Source organism: Pedobacter sp. BG31 (genome assembly GCF_042464845.1).
Classification (GTDB): domain Bacteria; phylum Bacteroidota; class Bacteroidia; order Sphingobacteriales; family Sphingobacteriaceae; genus Pedobacter; species Pedobacter suwonensis.
Window position 1 is genome coordinate 1 of sequence record NZ_JBHNZK010000013.1, and the last position, 19,364, is coordinate 19,364.

General features: G+C 40.1%; 18 protein-coding genes. 16 read left to right on the forward strand and 2 right to left on the reverse strand.

Features of this window, described 5'->3' with window-relative positions; translation table 11 throughout:
• Positions 1 to 597: 597 nt before the first annotated feature.
• Positions 598 to 1,326 (reverse strand): YebC/PmpR family DNA-binding transcriptional regulator, encoded by a 729-nt coding sequence (locus ACFE6N_RS15430; RefSeq protein ID WP_090986162.1) that lies wholly within the window; start codon positions 1,324 to 1,326, stop codon positions 598 to 600.
• Between the two features lie 74 nt (positions 1,327 to 1,400).
• Positions 1,401 to 2,345 carry an NAD-dependent epimerase/dehydratase family protein gene (locus ACFE6N_RS15435; RefSeq protein ID WP_378937867.1) on the reverse strand — a complete coding sequence of 315 codons (945 nt, stop codon included), beginning with the start codon at positions 2,343 to 2,345 and terminating at the stop codon, positions 1,401 to 1,403.
• A 494-nt stretch (positions 2,346 to 2,839) separates the two neighbouring features.
• On the opposite strand from ACFE6N_RS15435, the gene ACFE6N_RS15440 reads away from it, so the two are divergent.
• From ACFE6N_RS15440 to ACFE6N_RS15515, 16 genes are all read left to right on the forward strand, one after another.
• Positions 2,840 to 3,427 carry a gluconate 2-dehydrogenase subunit 3 family protein gene (locus tag ACFE6N_RS15440; RefSeq protein ID WP_090986166.1) on the forward strand — a complete coding sequence of 196 codons (588 nt, stop codon included), beginning with the start codon at positions 2,840 to 2,842 and terminating at the stop codon, positions 3,425 to 3,427.
• An 18-nt stretch (positions 3,428 to 3,445) separates the two neighbouring features.
• Positions 3,446 to 5,146 carry a GMC oxidoreductase gene (locus ACFE6N_RS15445; RefSeq protein WP_145860219.1) on the forward strand — a complete coding sequence of 567 codons (1,701 nt, stop codon included), beginning with the start codon at positions 3,446 to 3,448 and terminating at the stop codon, positions 5,144 to 5,146.
• Positions 5,147 to 5,230: 84 nt separating this feature from the next.
• Positions 5,231 to 6,388, forward strand: a complete 1,158-nt coding sequence (locus ACFE6N_RS15450) for a Gfo/Idh/MocA family protein (protein ID WP_090986169.1) — start codon at positions 5,231 to 5,233, stop codon at positions 6,386 to 6,388.
• A gap of 9 nt (positions 6,389 to 6,397) precedes the next feature.
• Complete coding sequence (locus ACFE6N_RS15455) at positions 6,398 to 7,450, forward strand: sugar phosphate isomerase/epimerase family protein (protein ID WP_378937870.1); 1,053 nt, start codon at positions 6,398 to 6,400, stop codon at positions 7,448 to 7,450.
• A gap of 28 nt (positions 7,451 to 7,478) precedes the next feature.
• Complete coding sequence (locus ACFE6N_RS15460) at positions 7,479 to 7,865, forward strand: c-type cytochrome (protein ID WP_090986173.1); 387 nt, start codon at positions 7,479 to 7,481, stop codon at positions 7,863 to 7,865.
• 32 nt (positions 7,866 to 7,897) lie between these two features.
• Positions 7,898 to 9,355: a Gfo/Idh/MocA family protein gene (locus ACFE6N_RS15465; RefSeq protein WP_378937873.1), complete on the forward strand. Its 1,458-nt coding sequence runs from the start codon at positions 7,898 to 7,900 to the stop codon at positions 9,353 to 9,355.
• 52 nt (positions 9,356 to 9,407) lie between these two features.
• Positions 9,408 to 10,088: a DUF1080 domain-containing protein gene (locus ACFE6N_RS15470; protein ID WP_090986178.1), complete on the forward strand. Its 681-nt coding sequence runs from the start codon at positions 9,408 to 9,410 to the stop codon at positions 10,086 to 10,088.
• Positions 10,089 to 10,342: 254 nt separating this feature from the next.
• On the forward strand, positions 10,343 to 11,581 hold the full coding sequence (locus tag ACFE6N_RS15475; protein ID WP_378937875.1) for a nucleoside permease: 1,239 nt from the start codon (positions 10,343 to 10,345) through the stop codon (positions 11,579 to 11,581).
• Between the two features lies 1 nt (position 11,582).
• Positions 11,583 to 12,473 (forward strand): hydroxypyruvate isomerase family protein, encoded by an 891-nt coding sequence (locus tag ACFE6N_RS15480; protein WP_378937877.1) that lies wholly within the window; start codon positions 11,583 to 11,585, stop codon positions 12,471 to 12,473.
• Positions 12,474 to 12,481: 8 nt separating this feature from the next.
• Entirely contained in the window at positions 12,482 to 13,357 is an 876-nt protein-coding gene (locus tag ACFE6N_RS15485; RefSeq protein ID WP_145860204.1) for a sugar phosphate isomerase/epimerase, read from the forward strand.
• An 8-nt stretch (positions 13,358 to 13,365) separates the two neighbouring features.
• Positions 13,366 to 14,235: a sugar phosphate isomerase/epimerase family protein gene (locus ACFE6N_RS15490; protein WP_378937879.1), complete on the forward strand. Its 870-nt coding sequence runs from the start codon at positions 13,366 to 13,368 to the stop codon at positions 14,233 to 14,235.
• 1,022 nt (positions 14,236 to 15,257) lie between these two features.
• Positions 15,258 to 16,247 carry an aspartate-semialdehyde dehydrogenase gene (locus tag ACFE6N_RS15495; protein WP_378937881.1) on the forward strand — a complete coding sequence of 330 codons (990 nt, stop codon included), beginning with the start codon at positions 15,258 to 15,260 and terminating at the stop codon, positions 16,245 to 16,247.
• Positions 16,248 to 16,303: 56 nt separating this feature from the next.
• Entirely contained in the window at positions 16,304 to 16,906 is a 603-nt protein-coding gene (locus tag ACFE6N_RS15500; RefSeq protein ID WP_378937884.1) for a CDP-alcohol phosphatidyltransferase family protein, read from the forward strand.
• Between the two features lie 104 nt (positions 16,907 to 17,010).
• Positions 17,011 to 18,420 carry a D-alanyl-D-alanine carboxypeptidase/D-alanyl-D-alanine-endopeptidase gene (gene dacB, locus ACFE6N_RS15505; protein ID WP_378937886.1) on the forward strand — a complete coding sequence of 470 codons (1,410 nt, stop codon included), beginning with the start codon at positions 17,011 to 17,013 and terminating at the stop codon, positions 18,418 to 18,420.
• A gap of 15 nt (positions 18,421 to 18,435) precedes the next feature.
• Positions 18,436 to 18,795 carry a hypothetical protein gene (locus ACFE6N_RS15510; RefSeq protein WP_378937888.1) on the forward strand — a complete coding sequence of 120 codons (360 nt, stop codon included), beginning with the start codon at positions 18,436 to 18,438 and terminating at the stop codon, positions 18,793 to 18,795.
• A gap of 31 nt (positions 18,796 to 18,826) precedes the next feature.
• Entirely contained in the window at positions 18,827 to 19,336 is a 510-nt protein-coding gene (locus ACFE6N_RS15515) for a GNAT family N-acetyltransferase (protein WP_378937890.1), read from the forward strand.
• Positions 19,337 to 19,364: the final 28 nt, after the last annotated feature.

Genomic DNA, 19,364 nt, shown 5'->3' on the forward strand with positions numbered 1-19,364 from the left:
AAAACAAAACTCCAGAAATCTTAAGGTCATGCAATCTTTGCACATCGCTAAGCGCCTGGTTTAACCCATATAAATTTGGAACACGTAAATTGGGTGTTCTTAGCGAGACGCTAAGACGAGAGAAGAGCCCTGCCATCCGCTTTACTCGCACCAATTGAAAAAATTGATGCTCCTGCTCGCTCCTGTCAGGTCTAACTGACTCGGGTTAACCTAGGTAACCTAGACCCGACAAAAACGGAAAGCCCGGAGGTTGAGGAACGAAGCCGAGGACTTGAAGTGATGGCGGGACTGCGGTAACCGATAAATACAGGTTTTGCTCTCCAAAAAACAAAACTCCAGAAATCTTAAGGTCATGCAATCTTTGCACATCGCTAAGCGCCTGGTTTAACCCATATAAATTTGGAACACGTAAATTGGGTGTTCTTAGCGAGACGCTAAGACGAGAGAAGAGGAAATTATTCTGATCATAATTAAATTGTTAGATAAATCAAATATCATCATATCCAGACCTTGCAGGTTTTTAAAACCTGCAAGGTCTAAATGCAAAAAAGGCCTGAAGAAAATCCCCAAGCCTTATTCAGTAAATATTAGTTGCACTTACTCTGCCATATTGTGGTAAACTGCCTGCACATCATCATCTTCCTCCAACTTATCAATCAATTTTAATACATCAGCAGCCTGCTCTTCAGTAACCTCATGGTGAGATAAAGCAATGCGCTCCAATTTTGAACTTTTCAACTCAATACCTTTCTCTTCCAGCGCTTTCTGCAAAGAACCAAAGTTTTCGAAAGCACCCTGCGCCACCACGATATCGTTTCCTTCCTCATCGGCCTCCACATAAAGCTCTTCCAAACCAGCATCAATTAATTCGAACTCTAATTCTTCCAGATCCAAACCTTCTACAGGTACAAAACGGAAAATAGATTTACGGTTAAAAACAAAATCAAGCGATCCGGTTTTCCCCAGAGTACCGTTCGTTTTATTAAAATAACTACGTACGTTTGCGACCGTACGGTTGGTATTGTCAGTAGCTGTTTCAATTAAAACGGCTACACCATGTGGTGCATACCCTTCGTATACAATTTCCTCATAGTTAGCCATCGATTTATCAGAGGCACGTTTAATTGCAGCCTCTACCCTATCTTTCGGCATATTTACCGCTTTGGCATTTTGTATCGCTGTACGTAAGCGGGAATTGGTTTCCGGGTGAGGTCCCGATTCCTTTACCGCCATTACAATATCTTTACCAATACGCGTAAACTGAACCGCCATTTTGGCCCAACGCTTAAATTTTCTCTCTTTTCTAAATTCGAATGCTCTTCCCATTATTTTAGTATTGAGATATAAGAGGTGAGAGGTGAGACCTTACGCCTTCAACTTTCCAACCCTCCACCTATATCTTATTTTTTTAAATTATTTAACATATCAATTGTAAGTTTCGATAAATCGAATGCTGGTTTCCACCCCCAGTCTTTTGCTGCATAACTATCATCGATCGAACGTGGCCAGCTGTTTGCAATTTGTTGACGGGGATCGCTATCGCTGTAAGTCAGCGTAAAATCCGGAATATGTTTTCTGATTTCAGCGGCCAAAACCTCAGGTGTAAAACTTACCCCCGCAAAATTATAGCTGCTACGCACTGAAATCTGGTCTGCCGGAGCATCCATTAGCTCAATTGTTCCGCGAATCGCATCATCCATGTACATCATAGGCAGCTCTGTTTCTGCATTTAAAAAACTTTGATAACTGCCTTTTTTTAATGCGTCATGAAAAATGTGGATCGCATAATCAGTTGTTCCACCTCCCGGAGCAGCTTTCCAGCTAATGAGTCCCGGATAACGGATGCTACGAACATCCAATCCGTATTTTTGGTTATAATATTCACACCAGCGCTCACCTGCCAGTTTACTGATTCCGTAAACCGTATTCGGATCCATGATACAATATTGTGAAGTATGATCTTTTGGCGAATTTGGTCCGAATACAGCGATAGAACTTGGCCAATATACTTTTGCCGTTTTATATTCTAAGGCTAAATCTAACACATTTAGCAAACCGTTCATATTTAAATCCCAGGCTAGTTTTGGGTTTTGCTCACCGGTTGCCGATAATAATGCCGCCAGGAGGTAAACTTGTGTGGGTCTGTATTTATGGAAAATGCCATTGATCATTTCTTTATCAAGTACATTCACAAATTCGAAAGGTGCAGAGTTTTTGATATCATAATCCGGCCTGCGTATATCGCACGCAACAACGTGATCATCACCATATATTTTACGTAACGTCGTTACTAACTCGGTACCAATTTGACCGTTAGAACCTAAAACAACAATTTTTTCCTGCATATTTTTTTTGAGATTGAGCAAAGGTAAAAAAATGAGATAAAAGGCAATAAAATATTTTAAGATGACGTTTAAACCTTTAATATCTAAACCGGGAAGTTTATTAACCGGATAAAGGATCAGATCAAGAAAAAATGCTAACCAAAAACTACCAATGCAGTCTGATGAACTTTAATCAATTGTGATTGCTCAAACCGCTAAATTGAAAGCCACGTTATACCTGATTTTTGACTGAAAAAACTTCATTTTTAGATTTATAGGTCAAAAACCCATTTATATATACTAAATGTATTTTTTACACCAAGTAAAATTTAAATAAAAACGCCGTTTAAAACGTCGTTGAGCCACAAATTAATCACTATTTAGAATAATTCTACTCAGTAACAATCATATTTCATACTGTTAATTTAATTTAAAAAATTCATTCTTTACACTATATTTTTGCTAATATTACTAACTCAACACATAAGTAACCAAAATATAAAATCATAAATACGATGCACAGAAGAGAAGCACTCAAAAACGTTGCATTTTTGCTGGGTGGAGCAATCTCGGCAAGTACAATGGGCGTGTTATTTGAAAGTTTTACGCTCCCCGAAAATGAAAAAAACTTTGTAAACTATTCACTGGAAGACGAAAAGATTTTTGCTGAATTTGCTGATATTATCGTTCCTACTACCAAATCATCTGCAGGTGCCAAAGCAGCTGGATTAGGTAAGTTTATTCCGATGATGATGAAAGATTGTTACCCTGCCACCATGCAAACTTCCTTTGCAAAAGGCTTTAAAGATCTTCAGGCAAAATCGATGAAAGATTTTGGCAAAAGTTATCTTGCGTTAACACCTGCCGACCGCACAAAGTTAATGATCGATTTGAGAGCTATTGCACTTGCTCAGAAAGAAAGCAAATCAGAAGACAATAAAGATTTAGCTTATTTTTTCATCACAGCAAGAGATTTAACCCTGCTCGGTTACTATTCTTCAGAAATTGGTTGTACCAAAGCGAGGGAATATGTCCTTATTCCGGGCCGCTATGATGGCAACGCGCCTTTAAAACCTGGCCAAAAATCCTGGGCTACCTCCTAACAACAACTACAAAACATCATGAATTTAAATACGAATTTAAAAGCAGAAAATACTTACGATGCTATTGTTATAGGATCGGGGATTAGTGGCGGCTGGGCTGCAAAAGAACTTACCGAGAAAGGTCTACGTGTACTGATGCTCGAAAGAGGAATGAACATTGAGCACATTACCGGTTACGAAAATGCGATGAAAAATCCATGGGATTTTAAACATGCAGGCAGACTTACCGAAGAGCAAAAACGTACCCACCCGGTACAAAAAAGGGATTATCCATACCAGGAAGCAAACGAAAAATGGTGGGTAAACGATTTAGAATGCCCGTATACCGAAGATAAACGTTTCGATTGGTACCGTGGTTTCCATGTAGGAGGTAAATCATTGATGTGGGGCCGCCAAAGTTACCGTTTAAGTGACCACAATTTTGAAGATAATGCAAAAGATGGGCATGGAAACGACTGGCCGATCCGCTATGCAGAGCTTTCTCCCTGGTACGATTATGCAGAACGTTTTGCGGGTATCAGTGGTTCTAACGAAAACTGGCCAACTTGCCCGGACGGGCAGTTCCTGCCTCCGATGGATTTAAACATTGTAGAAAAATCGGTAAAAGCACGGATAGAAGAACATTATAAAAGAGAACGGATTATGATGATTGGCCGTGTGGCTAACCTCACCGTTCCGCACAAAGGCCGTGGCAATTGCCAATACAGAAACCTGTGCAGCCGCGGTTGTCCGTTTGGCGCTTACTTTAGTACGCAGTCTTCAACCCTGCCTGCGGCAATGGCAACCAAACGTTTAACTTTGCGTCCATACTCGATCGTAAATCATATCATATATGATAAGGATACCAAGAAGGCTAAAGGCGTAATGGTTATTGATGCAGAAACCAATAAAACGATGGAGTTTTATGCAAAAATCATTTTTGTAAACGGTTCTACATTAGGCTCTACATTTATCTTATTGAATTCAACATCAGAAGCACATCCTAATGGACTAGGCAATGGCAGCGGGCAGTTGGGCCATAACTTAATGGATCACCATTTCCGTTGCGGAGCTTCCGGAGAGGCTGAAGGCTTTGACGATAAATACACTTATGGTCGCCGTGCAAACGGTATTTATGTACCAAGATACCAGAACATCGGTAAGGATAAACGTGACTATTTACGTGGTTTCGGTTACCAGGGCGGTGCGAGTAGAAGCAACTGGCAAAATGATGTTGCTGAATTATCGTTTGGTGCAGATCTGAAACAAAAAATGACCACTCCGGGAAAATGGACCATGGGATTGGGCGGTTTCGGGGAAATGTTGCCTTACTACGAAAACAAGGTTTATATCGATAAAACAAAAAAAGATAAATGGGGTCAGCCTGTATTGGCAATTGATTGCGAATACAAAGAGAACGAGAAAAAAATGCGTGTGGATATGATGAATGACGCTGCTGAAATGTTAGAAAGAGCAGGCATAAAAAATATCAGAACATATGATAACGGCTGCTATCCGGGCATGGCGATCCACGAAATGGGTACTGCCAGAATGGGTAACGATCCAAAAACTTCAGTGCTCAACAAATGGAACCAGATGCACGAAGTGAACAATGTTTTTGTAACCGATGGATCGTGCATGCCATCAATCGCTTGCCAAAACCCTTCGTTAACATTTATGGCGCTAACTGCGCGTGCTGCTGATTATGCAGTAAAAGAACTAAAGAAAAAGAATATCTAGAAAGGGTTTAAGGTAGAAGGTTTAAGGTGTAAGGTTAAAAACCCTATGCCCTAAACCTTTAGCCCTATACCCCATAATTCAAACATGAAAAGAAAATTAAGAATGGGCATGATAGGCGGTGGAAAAGACGCCTTTATTGGTGCCGTACACCGTTTGGCCGCTAACATGGATGGCCTGATCGAATTATCTGCCGGAGCGCTAAGTGTAAATCCTGAGGTTGGATATGAATCCGGAAAAATGCTTTTTCTTCCCGATAACAGGATTTACAACAACTATGAAGAAATGCTGACCAAAGAAAGTGAGTTGCCAGCAGACGAAAGAATAGATTTTGTAACCATTGTTACCCCAAACTTTGCCCACTTTGCCCCAGCAATGATGGCATTGGACAAAGGATTTAACGTTGTGATTGAGAAACCAATGACGTTAACTTTAGAAGAAGCAAAAGAACTTCATGCTAAAGTGGAAGAAACGGGATTAACCCTTTGTTTAACCCACACCTACTCTGGATATCCGATGGTTAAGCAAGCCAAACAAATGGTAAGCGAAGGCAAATTAGGTGCTATCCGTAAAATTGTAGTAGAATATCCGCAAGGCTGGTTAAGCACACTTTCTGAACGTGAAGGCAATGCGCAGGCAGCCTGGCGTACCGACCCTTCTAAAACTGGTAAAAGTGGTTGTATGGGCGACATTGGTACACATGCAGCACACCTTGCTGAATATATTTCGGGATTAAAAATCACTAAAATTTGTGCCGATTTAAATATTGTAGTACCCGGCAGAGCCATTGATGATGACGGTAACGTACTCTTAAAATTCGATAATGGCGCCAATGGCGTATTGGTGGCCTCACAAATTGCTGCCGGCGAGGAAAATGCACTGAAAATCAGGGTTTATGGTGAAAAAGGCGGCTTAGAATGGCACCAAATGGAACCCAATACCATGATTGTAAGATGGTTAGATGCACCAGCCCAGATCTACAGGACCGGTAACGGCTATATGGATAGTTTTGCAAAGCACAATACCCGTACACCGGGCGGCCATCCTGAAGGTTATTTAGAGGCTTTTGCCAATATCTATAAAAACTTTGCGCTTACTGTAGATGCAAAATTAAACAATGAACAACCTACGGCAGAAATGCTTGATTTCCCCGGAACCTCAGATGGAATCAGAGGAATGGCATTTATTGAAAATGTAGTGGCTTCTGGCCAATCAGACCAAAAATGGTTCGACTATAAAATATAACAACCCGGCATGACAACAATAAAAGGACCAGCTGTATTTTTAGCACAGTTTATCAGCGACGAAGTACCATTTAATTCACTAGACAGCATTTGCAAGTGGGCTGCAGATTTAGGATTTAAAGGCATCCAGATGCCGACCCTTGATACCCGCTTTATTGATCTTAAACAAGCAGCAGAAAGTAAAACCTACGCTGATGAGTTAAAAGGTAAGATTGCAACCTACGGTTTGGAAATAACCGAACTGTCAACACACCTGCAAGGTCAGTTGGTTGCCGTTCATCCTGCTTACGATGACTTATTTGATGCTTTTGCACCAAAAGATGTACATAAAAACCCAAAAGCCAGAACGGAATGGGCTGTACAACAGATGAAATATGCTGCACAGGCATCGCAGAACCTGGGTTTAAATGCACATGCAACGTTTAGTGGCTCGTTATTATGGCAATATTTTCACCCATGGCCTCAACGTCCGGCCGGATTGGTTGAAGAAGGTTTTGCAGAACTGGCAAAACGGTGGACACCGATCTTAAACGAATTTGACCAATGTGGTGTAGACGTTTGCTACGAAATCCATCCCGGAGAGGATTTATTTGATGGTGAAACTTACGAGATGTTTCTTGCGGCAGTGAATAATCATCCGCGGGCATGCTTATTGTATGATCCATCTCACTTTGTGTTGCAACAATTGGATTACATTCAGTACATCGATTTTTACCACGAACGCATCAAAGCTTTCCATGTAAAAGATGCAGAATTTAATCCTACAGGCAAACAGGGCACTTTTGGCGGATACCAGAGTTGGGCAAACCGCGCAGGTCGCTACCGCTCGCCAGGTGATGGACAGGTTGATTTTAAAACCATTTTTAGTAAATTAGCCCAGTATGATTTTAAAGGTTGGGCTGTAATGGAATGGGAATGCTGTATTAAAAACCAGCAGGATGGCGCCCGGGAAGGTGCAGAATTTATCAAAAAGCACATTATTAATGTAACTGATAAAGCATTTGATGATTTTGCTGCATCGGGCAGTGACAGCGCTTTCAATAAAAGAATATTAGGATTATAAAAATAACAACACACAAAACACACACAACATGAAAAAAACATTTTTAATTTTAGGCGCTGTAGTCATTTTTATGGCGTCGTTTTCAAAGGCTGATTTAGCAAAAGAGAAGGCTGTGCTTGCAACAGCCACTACAACAACCCACGCTGCCTTTCAATCAAATCCGGGCGAAAAGCTGATCAACAAATCAGACTGCTTAGGCTGTCATAATAAAACCAATAAAATTATTGGCCCTGCGTACGTAGATATCGCAAAAAAATATCCGGCTACAGAAAAAAACATCAACATGTTGGCCGATAAGATTATTAAAGGTGGAACAGGTGTTTGGGGCAATATGCCGATGACCGCACATGCTACGCTTAAAAAAGATGATGCCAAACTTATGGTAAAGTATATTTTATCTTTAAAGAAAAAATAGTCGAATTTAGCTAGCAAATCGATTTACTAAATATGAAAACAGAGCATGAAAATAAAAACACGAGTAACCGCCGTGATTTTATTAAAACTTCAGCAATCGCTGCCGCTGCCTTTATGATTGTTCCGCGCCATGTTTTGGGCGGAACCGGCTATTTAGCACCGAGCGATCGCCTATTGGTTGCCGGCATTGGGGTTGGCGGAAAAGGCCAAAGCGATTTGGATATGTTTCACAAAAGCGGAAAAGCAGATATTGCTTTCCTGTGTGATGTAGACGATCGTCGCGCGGCAACTAGCGTAAAAGCTTTCCCTAAAGCAAAATATTATAAAGATTGGCGCGAAATGCTGGATAAAGAGCATAAAAACTTCGATGCTGTCTCTGTTTCTACTCCCGATCATAACCATGCCATACAGGCTTTAGCTGCCATGCAGCTGGGTAAGCATGTTTACGTTCAAAAACCACTAACACACGATATTTATGAAGCGCGGATTCTGACCGCAGCCGCAAAAAAATATAAAGTGGTTACGCAAATGGGCAATCAAGGGGCATCAAATGATGGTCCACGCCAGATGAAGGAATGGTACGAAGCGGGTTTAATCGGTGATGTGCATACAGTTTATGCCTGGACCAACCGCCCGGTATGGCCTCAGGGTATTCCGTGGCCAAGTCAAAAAGCAGAAATCCCTAAAGAATTAGACTGGAATTTATGGTTGGGGACAGCTCCTGAAAAGGACTATGTAGATAAATTGGTTCCATTTAACTGGCGCGGCTGGTGGGACTACGGAACAGGCGCTTTAGGCGATATGGGTTGCCACTTAATCGAAGCTCCTTTTAGCGTATTAAATTTAAAATATGCCAAAGAGGTGCAGGCCAGTGTAGGTTCTGTTTATGTGGATGAATTTAAACGCGGATATTTCCCTGAAAGCTGCCCGCCGTCAAGCCATGTTACCTTAAAGTTCCCTAAAACGGATAAAACCAAAGGTGATGTTACCTTACATTGGATGGATGGTGGGATCCAGCCAGAACGGCCGGAAGAATTAGAAGCGAATGAAACTTTTGGCGATGGTGGTAACGGTACGCTATTTATCGGAACAAAAGGTAAGATGATGGCCGAAACCTATAGTGCAAACCCTAAATTATTGCCTTTAAGTAAAAACAAGGACATTAAAGTTGCGCCAAAATATGCCCGGGTACCGGATGGAGCAAACGGACACTACAAGCAATGGGTTGAAGCGGCAATTGCTGGTTACGGCAAACAAGAAGTGAGTTCGCCTTTCGAAATTGCTGGTCCGTTAACGGAGGCTTTATTGATGGCCAACCTGGCCATCAGAAGTTTTGATGTACAAAAAACGGTAAATGGTAAGACCAGTTACCCGGGCCGGTATATGAAAATGCTTTGGGATAACGATAATATGAAAGTGACCAACTTTGAAGAAGCAAACCAGTTTGTTAAACGCGAATACCGTAAAGGCTGGAATAATTTAACACTTTAATAATTACAAACCCCGCAGGTTTTAAAAACCTACGAGGTTTAATTTAAAAAAAATGAAAAAAATCTTTCTTTCTGCTTGCATTATGCTGGCAGTTACACAAATATCAAAAGCACAAAAAGGCTTTAAACCACTTTTTGATGGTAAAACCACAACTGGCTGGCATACATACAACAAAACTACTGTTGGTAGTGGCTGGCAGGTTCAGGATGGTGCATTACACCTGGATTTGGCTAAAAAAGGTAAAGACGGTGGTGGCGATTTGGTTACCGATAAAGAATATGGTGATTTCCACTTAAAGTATGACTGGAAAGTAGCTCCAAAAGCAAATAGTGGCCTTATTTTTTATGTTCACGAAGAACCTAAATACCATGCTACCTATTCTACCGGGTTGGAAATGCAGGTAATCGATAATGATGGCCACCCTGATGGAAAAATCACAAAACACCGTGCCGGCGATCTTTATGATCTGGTAAAAAGTTCATCAGAACCCGTTAAACCGGTTGGCGAGTGGAATAAAGCTGAGATCATCAGCAAAAAAGGAAAGCTAACTTTAATTTTGAATGGTGTTGAAGTAGTAAAAACAACCCTTTGGGATGATAACTGGAAAAAGATTGTTGCAGGAAGCAAATTTGCCACATGGGAAAACTGGGGAACTTTTAAAACCGGTAAAATTGCCCTACAGGATCATGGAGATGAAGTTTGGTACAAAAACATCTCTATCAAAGAACTATAGGAAACGGAAAATGTAAGAGGGAAAATGTATAATGTGAATTCCGTCTCCCTCTTAAAAATTCAGATGATGTAGCTACAACATCTCCGTAAAAAGAATTAGAAAAATAGAAAATGTAAGAGGGAAAATGTATAATGTGAATTACAAAATCCCTCTTACCAAATCCAGTTAAAATATTATAAAGTTGTAAGATGAGTTACGGGGATACGTCTCCTTCATCCCTCTTACCTTAACCATCTTACATAATTAACAGCCAAATGAATAGCACTACACGCTTTAAACTTTCTGCCATGATGTTCCTTGAATTCTTTATCTGGGGAGCATGGTTTGTAACTTTAGGAGCATTCTTAAACAATAACCTGAAGGCAACCAACTCTGAAATTGGTTCCGTATTTTCAACTCAATCCTGGGGTGCTATTATTGCTCCATTTATAATAGGCCTCATCGCCGACAGATATTTTAACGCTGAAAGAATTTTGGGTGTTCTACACATTATTGGTGCTATTTTAATGTACCAGATGTATAGTGCGCCGGATGTGAGTGTTTTCTACCCTTACGTTTTAGCTTACATGATTTTGTTTATGCCAACCCTTGCGCTTGTAAACTCTGTTTCATTCAACCAAATGAAAGATGCGGAAAAAGAATTTGCTAACATCAGGGTATTTGGTACAATAGGCTGGATCATCGCTGGTTTATTGATCAGTTTTGCCTTCCACTGGGATTCTCCGGAAGGAATTCAAGCCGGATTATTAAAAAGCACCTTTCTGATGGCTGGCATCGCTTCTTTGGTATTGGGACTGTTTAGTTTTACCCTACCTGCAACTCCGCCAAAGGTTGCCAAAGACGAAAAAATAAAAGTAGGCGACATTTTAGGATTAGACGCATTGAAATTGTTAAAAGATAAAAATTTTGCTGTCTTCTTTATTTCTTCCATCCTGATCTGTATCCCGTTAGCCTTTTATTATCAAAATGCAGGCCTTTTCCTGGCTGACATCAAAGTTTCCAACCCAACAGGTAAAATGGCCATTGGTCAGGTTTCTGAAGCATTATTTCTACTGGCTATTCCTGTGTTCTTTTCAAAATACGGCTTCAAGAAAACCATTATAGTTGGTATGCTGGCCTGGGCGGTACGCTATATTCTTTTTGCTTATGGCAATGCCGGCAGCTTAAGTTTCATGCTCATTATTGGTATCGCACTCCATGGTGTTTGCTACGATTTCTTTTTTGTTTCCGGTCAGATTTACACCAACTCAAAAGCAGGAGAAAAATTTAAAAGTGCAGCTCAGGGTATTATCACCCTAGCTACCTATGGCGTTGGTATGTTAATTGGGTTTAAAGTAGCGGGCTTAATTACAGATATGTATAAAACAGGGGATGTAACTGACTGGAAAATGGTTTGGATTATTCCAGCAGGAATTGCAGCTGCAGTTTTCTTATTGTTTGCTTTATTATTTAACGATAAAACCAAATCAGAAGTAGAAGCTAAAACTGTTTAATATGACCTCTAACATCAATAGAAGAAATGCATTAAAGAATATTGTTGCAGGAACAGCAGCAGTTGGTGTTTCTTCAGGCCTCTCCGCCCTAGCCATGAACAAAACAGAATCAAACGAGCCACTCAGGCTAAAAGGAAATATCAACCATGCCGTATGCCGCTGGTGTTTTAGCAGCTTTGATGTTGAAGCGCTTTGCATTGAAGCAAAAAAAATAGGAATCAAAGGAATTGATCTGGTTGGCCCGAACGATTGGCCTACATTAAAAAAACATGGCTTAGAATCAACCATGTGCAATGGAGCCGAGATTAACTTAGTAGATGGTTTTAACGACGAAAAATTCCACGAAAAGTTAGTTCAAAATTACACCAAAATGATTCCGCTGGTGGCTGAAGCCGGTTATACAAACCTGATCTGCTTTAGTGGAAACCGTCGTGGTAAAGACGATGAAACCGGTTGGAACAATTGTGTTAAAGGATTAAAACAGTTAATTCCATTGGCCGAGAAGCACAAGGTGGTATTGGTAATGGAGTTGCTAAACAGCAAAGTAAACCATAAAGATTACCAATGCGACAGGACATCGTGGGGTGCTGAACTCTGCAAACGCCTGGGTTCTGAAAATTTCAAATTGTTATATGATATTTACCACATGCAGATTGATGAAGGTGATGTAATCAGTAACATCAGGCAGTACCACCAATACATTGCGCACTACCACACCGCTGGTGTACCGGGCCGTAATGAAATAGACGATACGCAGGAATTGTATTACCCTGCCATTATGAAAGCCATTGCCGAAACCGGCTTTAAAGGTTACGTTGCACAAGAATTTATACCTAAACATGCAGATAAAATAGCCTCATTGAAAAAGGCTGTATCTATCTGCGATATTTAATCTACATTATGATATCAAGAAGAAATTTTCTAATCAACAGCAGCGTAGCTGCAGCGGCGGCACTGATCGTTCCGTCATTTGCTTTTGCAGCGGATAATAAGAGAGTTGTTGGCCTCCAATTGTATTCTTTAAGAGATGAGTTGCCTAAAGATGTAAAAGGGACGATTGCAAAAATCGCCAAAGCAGGTTTTAAGGAAGTAGAAACCTATGGTTTTTCGATAAAGGATCAGTTTTGGGGTTTAACGCCTAAAGAATTTAAAGCATTGTTGGATGCTCACGGTTTAAAGGCACCAAGTGGCCATTATGGCTTAGGGACTTATTTAAGTGATGGCAACACCACCGAATTAAAGGCTGCAATTGCAGCAGCAAAAGTACTGAAAAGCGAGTATGTAACCATCCCTTGGTTAGATACCAGCCTCAGAAAAAATGCTGAAGATTATCAAAAAATTGCCTCCAGAATAAACGAAGCTGGAAAAATGTGCAAAGCGGCAGGTATTCGCCTGGCTTACCACAACCACAATTTCGAATTCGATAAAATTGGCAATACTACCGGATACGAAATCCTGTTGAAAGGGACAGATAAAAAATTGGTTGATTTCGAACTCGATCTGTATTGGGTGGTACGTTCAGGAAACGATCCTTTAAAACTGTTTAAAGAAAATCCGGGACGTTTTACCATGTGGCATGTTAAGGATATGGATAAAACCAACCCGGCCTTAAACGCAGAAGTAGGCACCGGATCTATAGATTTTAAACCGATTTTTGCACAGGCCAAACTTTCGGGCATGAAACATTTCTTTGTAGAGCATGAAACCAACTACAAACCAAATCCGATGGAATCTGTTGCTGCAAGTTGTGCTTATATTAAAAAAGAGATTATTTAATTTAAGAGATGAATTCAAGAAGGACATTCCTAAAGCAGGCAGGATTAGCGGCCGGAGCAGCATTGCTGATCCCCTCTTTTGCCTTTGATAAAGCCAGCAAAAATGTTGGTTTACAGCTCTATACTTTGCGTGGAGAATTACCGAAAGACGTGAAAGGCGTTATCGAAAAAGTAGCGCAGGCCGGGTACAAAGAAGTGGAAACCTATGGTTTTTCTAACGGAAAATTTTGGGGCTTAACACCTAAAGAGTTTAAAGCATTATTAAATGCGAACGGCTTGAAAGCACCAAGTGGGCATTATGGAATGGACGAATTCTCTAAAACCGGAAAAACCGACAAATTAAAAGCAGATATCGAATCAGCAGCAGCTATTGGCGGTAAATATTTTACCATTGCCGGTGCACATGTTGATATGAGCAAAGGTGTAGATGGCTTTAAGAAAACTGCCGACGATTTTAATAAAGTGGCTGAAATTGCAAAGGCATCAGGCTTAAAGTTTGCCTACCACAACCACGATTTCGAATTTAAGAAATTGGGTGATACCACCGGTTATGATGTTTACTTAAGCGAAACCGATAAAAACCTGGTCAACTTTGAAATGGATTTATATTGGGTTGTGCGTTCAGGTAATGATCCATTGGCTTTGTTTAAAAAATATCCTGGCCGTTTCCCGATGTGGCATGTTAAAGATATGGATAAAACTAATCCAGCCTTAAATGCTGAAGTAGGTACCGGTTCTATAGATTTCAAACCGATTTTTGCTGAGGCAAAACTTTCTGGTATGCAGCATTTCTTTGTAGAACATGAAACCAACTACAAACCAGATCCGATCGGCTCAATCAAAACCAGCTGCGATTATATTAAAGCGAACTTGATTTAAACTTATCCAAACCTCGCAGACTTTTGAAACCTGCGGGGTTTAACACATCCTTGTCGTCCTCTCGACTGAAGCGAAATGGAGAGAGCTATCTTCATAAATCACATCCCCTCCTATTCTTCCATAACCCAAAACTCATCTATTATTGCGAGTATTATCCGTGTTTATCTAAACCTGACAACAATTCTTTTTAATGGCAGTAGCTATAATCCTATTGTCTGTAAAATTTATTTGACAATACATTTTAGTGGATTGAAAACCCCGACGAATAGTCATTCCCCATTCGATTGGGAACCAAAGAAAGTCTTAAAGCCTTTTTTATTAAGATTCCCGCCTGCGCCTATCGTTTAGACACATCTTTTTAAAAATGGTTTGGGCATCCTGTTAGCTGGCTTTAATAAACCCCAGTCTTTACCGAAGGACGCCGTCAATCCCAAGTGGCTGGAGAATCAAAAAACAGGTGCACAATGGCTCAAATTGCACTGCCAAACCTGAAACGCAGTGGTTTTGTGTTCATCATTAGATTGAATTTAAAATTTAATATAAATTGAACACAAAACGAAGTGCCACTGTTTTTTGATGTGCGTGGGCGGTGTGTAGCCACATTGCTGGATTGACAAGGCGCTTTGGGTACTTTGGCGCTCCAAAGTACCATGCCCCGCGGCAAAGAGCGGAAAAAATCAACATTTATCCCCAAAACTATTGCTTCTTAAGGAATGAGGACCAGTTAATGGCAGGAAAGATGCTGAAATAAATTCAGCATGACGATCGCCTTCGGAATATATCCTAAACCAATAATAGTTAATATAAATGTGTCCTCACTATAGGCCTGCCCGGCATGATAGCCATCCTACCGAGCATTGCTAAATAGAATTAGCGATTTAGCGATTAACCATATTTTCTATGGAAAACCAAAAATTTTAAATATAAAAAGCAAATTTAATTAGCAAGAATAGGGATATCAGCTTAATTTTTAGCATATTTGAACTCATATCAAATAATTAATAATATTAAAAAAAATTAAAATGAAAGTAGCAGTAGTGGGTGCCACCGGGTTGGTTGGCACTGTCATGTTAAAAGTATTGGAGGAAAGAAATTTCCCTTTAACAGAGTTAATTCCCGTAGCATCAGAAAAGAGTGTTGGTAAGGAAATTACTTTTAAGGGTAAGAAGTTCCCAATTGTTAGCATGGATACTGCCATCAGCATGAAACCGGATATTGCTTTGTTTTCAGCAGGTGGAAATACTTCATTGGAACATGCACCGCGTTTTAAAGAAGCCGGAACAACAGTTATCGATAATTCTTCGGCATGGCGAATGGATCCCGCAATTAAGTTAGTTGTACCGGAAGTTAATGCACATGAACTGTCTATTGATAACAAAATCATTGCTAACCCAAACTGTTCTACCATTCAGATGGTTGTGGTTTTAAAACCTTTGCACGATAAATACAAAATCAAACGTGTAATCGTTTCTACCTACCAATCGGTTACAGGCACAGGGGTTAAAGCGGTTGATCAGTTGATGAACGAACGCAAAGGCATTGATGGCCCAAAAGCTTATCCATACGAAATCGACTTAAATGTGCTTCCTCACATCGATGTTTTCACTGATAACGGATACACCAAAGAAGAAATGAAAATGGTGAAGGAAACGAACAAAATCATGAGCGATAATAACATAAAAGTTACCGCTACCACAGTTCGGATCCCGGTTATGGGTGGTCACTCAGAATCGGTTAATATCGAGTTCGAAAATGATTTCGATTTAGCCGAAGTGCGTAGTATTTTAGAAAAAGCGCCAGGCGTAATTGTTGTGGATGATGTGGCTAACCTCAAATACCCGATGCCAAAAGATGCACATGAAAAAGATGAAGTTTTTGTAGGCCGTATCCGTAGAGATGAATCGGCACCAAAAGCATTAAACCTTTGGATTGTTGCGGATAACTTACGTAAGGGTGCAGCAACCAATGCTGTACAGATTGCCGAATACCTGGTTCAAAAAGAATTGGTTTAATTCATAAATTAAGTAAAAGCCTCGATTTATCGGGGCTTTTTTGTGCGCGTTCCGTCATGAAACATATTCCAATCTTTTTAATTTATTCCAGGTTACTTATCGGTTTTGGAATTATTCTGTTAAGCGTTTTCCATGTTAGGCATTATTCTTTTTTAGCCGTTACTTTATTATCTGTTGGTTTATTAACCGACGTGTTTGATGGGATTATCGCCCGTAAGCTCAATATCTCATCTGAAAAACTGAGGCGCCTGGATTCTGGCATAGACCAGGTATTTTTTATTTCTGTAGCAATTGCCACCTACATCCAATGTCCTGATTTTTTTAAAACCAACCTTATAAAACTGATTATACTGGGTACTTTTGAGGCCTTTACCTATATACTATGTTATATCAAATTTAAAAAAGAAATTGCTACCCACTCTATCGGTGCTAAAATCTGGACACTTACTATATTTGCCACCCTGGTTGAGATTATGGTGCAGTGCGAATCGGTCGTGCTTTTTGAAATTTGTTTCTGGCTCGGCCTGGCTACAAGGTCAGAAATACTCGCTATTATACTCGCCCTCAAAAAATGGACAAACGATGTACCATCGATTTATCATGCCATAAAACTCAGACAGGGAAAAGAGATTAAACGGAATAAGCTGTTTAATGGCTAAGTTCTGAGTTAGTATAATTTAGCGATCGTAATTACTAAATTATATCTAAAAAGAGATCATAATCACCAAATTATATATAATTTAGTGATTTCCACTGCACACAAATGAAATTTTTCACACTCCTTTTCATCTTCCTGTCTTTCTTCTTTACCCAGAGCTTTGCCCAAAACAGAATCCAAAATATAGAAAAAGCTTTTAATAATCTATTAAATGATGAACAGGCCAGACATGCGATGGTTTCGCTATGCGTTTTGGATGCCAATACGGGCAAAACCTTATATGCTAAAAATGAACAGATAGGTTTGGCTACCGCTTCAACCTTAAAAACCATTACCGCCGCTACTGCATTTAGTATCTTAGGAAAAGATTTCCAGTACCAGACTACTTTGGCTTACACCGGTACGGTTACCAACGATGGAACCTTAAAGGGTAACATAATGATAATCGGCAGTGGAGACCCCACTTTGGGTTCATGGCGTTATCAAAACAAAGAAAATACTGTTTTAACGCAATGGGTTGCTGCCATAAAGGCGGTCGGAATTAAGAAAATTGATGGCGCTATAATTGGTGATGACCGTATCTTTGGCACACAAACCACGCCTGAAGGTTGGGTTTGGCAGGATATAGGCAATTATTATGGCGCAGGAACATCTGGCTTGGCCTGGCGGGAAAATCAATTTGATATTCACCTTAGGCCTGGTAGCAGCACAGCTGACGAGGTAAAATTTGTAAAAACAGTTCCGGCTACTCCATACATTCAGATTATAAACGAGCTGAAAACCGGCTCGTCTGGTACCGGCGACAGAAGTTATGCCTTTCTCCCACCCTATAGCGATGTGGCTTACCTGCGCGGGAGCTGGGGAATGGGGGTTGCTAAAACAGGCATTTCGGTTGCTTTGCCCGATCCTGCGTTTGATTGCGCTTACCGCTTGGAGGATACATTGAAAAGACTGGGAATTTCTACCAGCCGGCAAGCCACCACCACCAGGTTGATGACCCTGAATAATCAGGTTATTCCTCCTGTTACACAGAAAATAAACACCATCAGTTCGCCAAGTTTAAGCGACATTACCTATTGGTTTTTAAAGAAAAGTATTAATTTATATGGCGAATCACTTTTGAAAACCATTGCAATAAAATCAGGCAAAGAAGCTATAACAAGCAAGGGTGCAGAAACTGAGATTAATTTTTGGGCAAGTAAGGGAATCGATAAAACGGCACTTAACATTATTGATGGCAGCGGACTTTCTCCGGGCGACAGGGTCACGACCTCTGCCATGGCTAATATACTTTTCCAGATCCAAAAAGAAAACTGGTTCGCTGACTATGAAAAAGCCCTACCGGAATACAATGGCATGAAAATTAAAAGCGGAACCATTAATGATGTTTCGGCATTTGCAGGTTACCATACTGATGCAGCAGGCAACAAATACGTTGTCGTGATCAATATTAATAATTACAGCGGAAACAGTATCAACAAAAAGTTGTTTAAGGTATTAGATGAACTAAAATAACCCCTGTTTACTATTATGACTTTTTTTGTAAAAAACCTGCAAACGGTTGACGGATTGATTTCAAACCTGTACAGGGATATTTCTGTTGAGGAAATGACTAGAAAAATTACCGGGCTTTTTGAATTACAAGGCTATAAGGTAATAGATCAACAATTCGGGAATTTAATTTTAGAAAAAGGCAGCCGCATAAAAAGACTATTATTGAGTGCATTTACAACCTACTACAAATTCAGCGTAACCATGATGCCAGGAGAAGAAAATGAACTGACAGTAAATGTTTTTCAGCAATCAAGCGGCATGTCTGGCGGTTTAATTGGCATGAACCAGATTAAAACGGAATTACAGCGTTTAAATTTTATTTTTGCCAACATTTAGCTTTACATTCGGCAGATCATAATCTAAACCAATGCAATTAATTTTACGCCCTTACCAAAAAAGTGATATTGAAAATTTGGTTAAACATGCTAATAACTTTAACATTTCCAAATACCTGACCAATAAATTTCCTTTTCCTTACGAGAAAAAAGATGGAGAGGCTTTTATTCAATTGGCTTCGAGTCACGATCCCTTACAGATCAAAGCCATTGTATTTAACGATGAAGTAATAGGATCGATCGGCGTACATCAACTGGCAGACATCTACAGCAAAAGTGCAGAAATAGGATATTGGATTGGGGAAGAACATTGGGGTAAAGGCATCGTTGCGCTTGCGATAAAAGAAATGCTACAATATGGTTTCAAAACATTTGAGATCGACAGAATTTTCGCGAGGACTACCCATACCAACCTGGCTTCACAAAGGGTCTTACAGAAATCTGGTTTTGTGTTCGAAGCCGAATTAAAGGGGACCATTTTTAAAAATGGTGAATATTTTGATGAACTGATTTTTGGTTTCAGAAAAAACCAACTGATTTAGAGTTGATATTAAACTTTTGTTAAAGCCG

Bases quoted from the DNA above. Each gene is read 5' to 3' on its own strand.
- ACFE6N_RS15430 (WP_090986162.1), bottom strand. From the start codon at position 1,326: ATGGGAAGAGCATTCGAATTTAGAAAAGAGAGAAAATTTAAGCGTTGG.
- ACFE6N_RS15435 (WP_378937867.1), bottom strand. From the start codon at position 2,345: ATGCAGGAAAAAATTGTTGTTTTAGGTTCTAACGGTCAAATTGGTACC.
- ACFE6N_RS15440 (WP_090986166.1), top strand. From the start codon at position 2,840: ATGCACAGAAGAGAAGCACTCAAAAACGTTGCATTTTTGCTGGGTGGA.
- ACFE6N_RS15445 (WP_145860219.1), top strand. From the start codon at position 3,446: ATGAATTTAAATACGAATTTAAAAGCAGAAAATACTTACGATGCTATT.
- ACFE6N_RS15450 (WP_090986169.1), top strand. From the start codon at position 5,231: ATGAAAAGAAAATTAAGAATGGGCATGATAGGCGGTGGAAAAGACGCC.
- ACFE6N_RS15455 (WP_378937870.1), top strand. From the start codon at position 6,398: ATGACAACAATAAAAGGACCAGCTGTATTTTTAGCACAGTTTATCAGC.
- ACFE6N_RS15460 (WP_090986173.1), top strand. From the start codon at position 7,479: ATGAAAAAAACATTTTTAATTTTAGGCGCTGTAGTCATTTTTATGGCG.
- ACFE6N_RS15465 (WP_378937873.1), top strand. From the start codon at position 7,898: ATGAAAACAGAGCATGAAAATAAAAACACGAGTAACCGCCGTGATTTT.
- ACFE6N_RS15470 (WP_090986178.1), top strand. From the start codon at position 9,408: ATGAAAAAAATCTTTCTTTCTGCTTGCATTATGCTGGCAGTTACACAA.
- ACFE6N_RS15475 (WP_378937875.1), top strand. From the start codon at position 10,343: ATGAATAGCACTACACGCTTTAAACTTTCTGCCATGATGTTCCTTGAA.
- ACFE6N_RS15480 (WP_378937877.1), top strand. From the start codon at position 11,583: ATGACCTCTAACATCAATAGAAGAAATGCATTAAAGAATATTGTTGCA.
- ACFE6N_RS15485 (WP_145860204.1), top strand. From the start codon at position 12,482: ATGATATCAAGAAGAAATTTTCTAATCAACAGCAGCGTAGCTGCAGCG.
- ACFE6N_RS15490 (WP_378937879.1), top strand. From the start codon at position 13,366: ATGAATTCAAGAAGGACATTCCTAAAGCAGGCAGGATTAGCGGCCGGA.
- ACFE6N_RS15495 (WP_378937881.1), top strand. From the start codon at position 15,258: ATGAAAGTAGCAGTAGTGGGTGCCACCGGGTTGGTTGGCACTGTCATG.
- ACFE6N_RS15500 (WP_378937884.1), top strand. From the start codon at position 16,304: ATGAAACATATTCCAATCTTTTTAATTTATTCCAGGTTACTTATCGGT.
- dacB (WP_378937886.1), top strand. From the start codon at position 17,011: ATGAAATTTTTCACACTCCTTTTCATCTTCCTGTCTTTCTTCTTTACC.
- ACFE6N_RS15510 (WP_378937888.1), top strand. From the start codon at position 18,436: ATGACTTTTTTTGTAAAAAACCTGCAAACGGTTGACGGATTGATTTCA.
- ACFE6N_RS15515 (WP_378937890.1), top strand. From the start codon at position 18,827: ATGCAATTAATTTTACGCCCTTACCAAAAAAGTGATATTGAAAATTTG.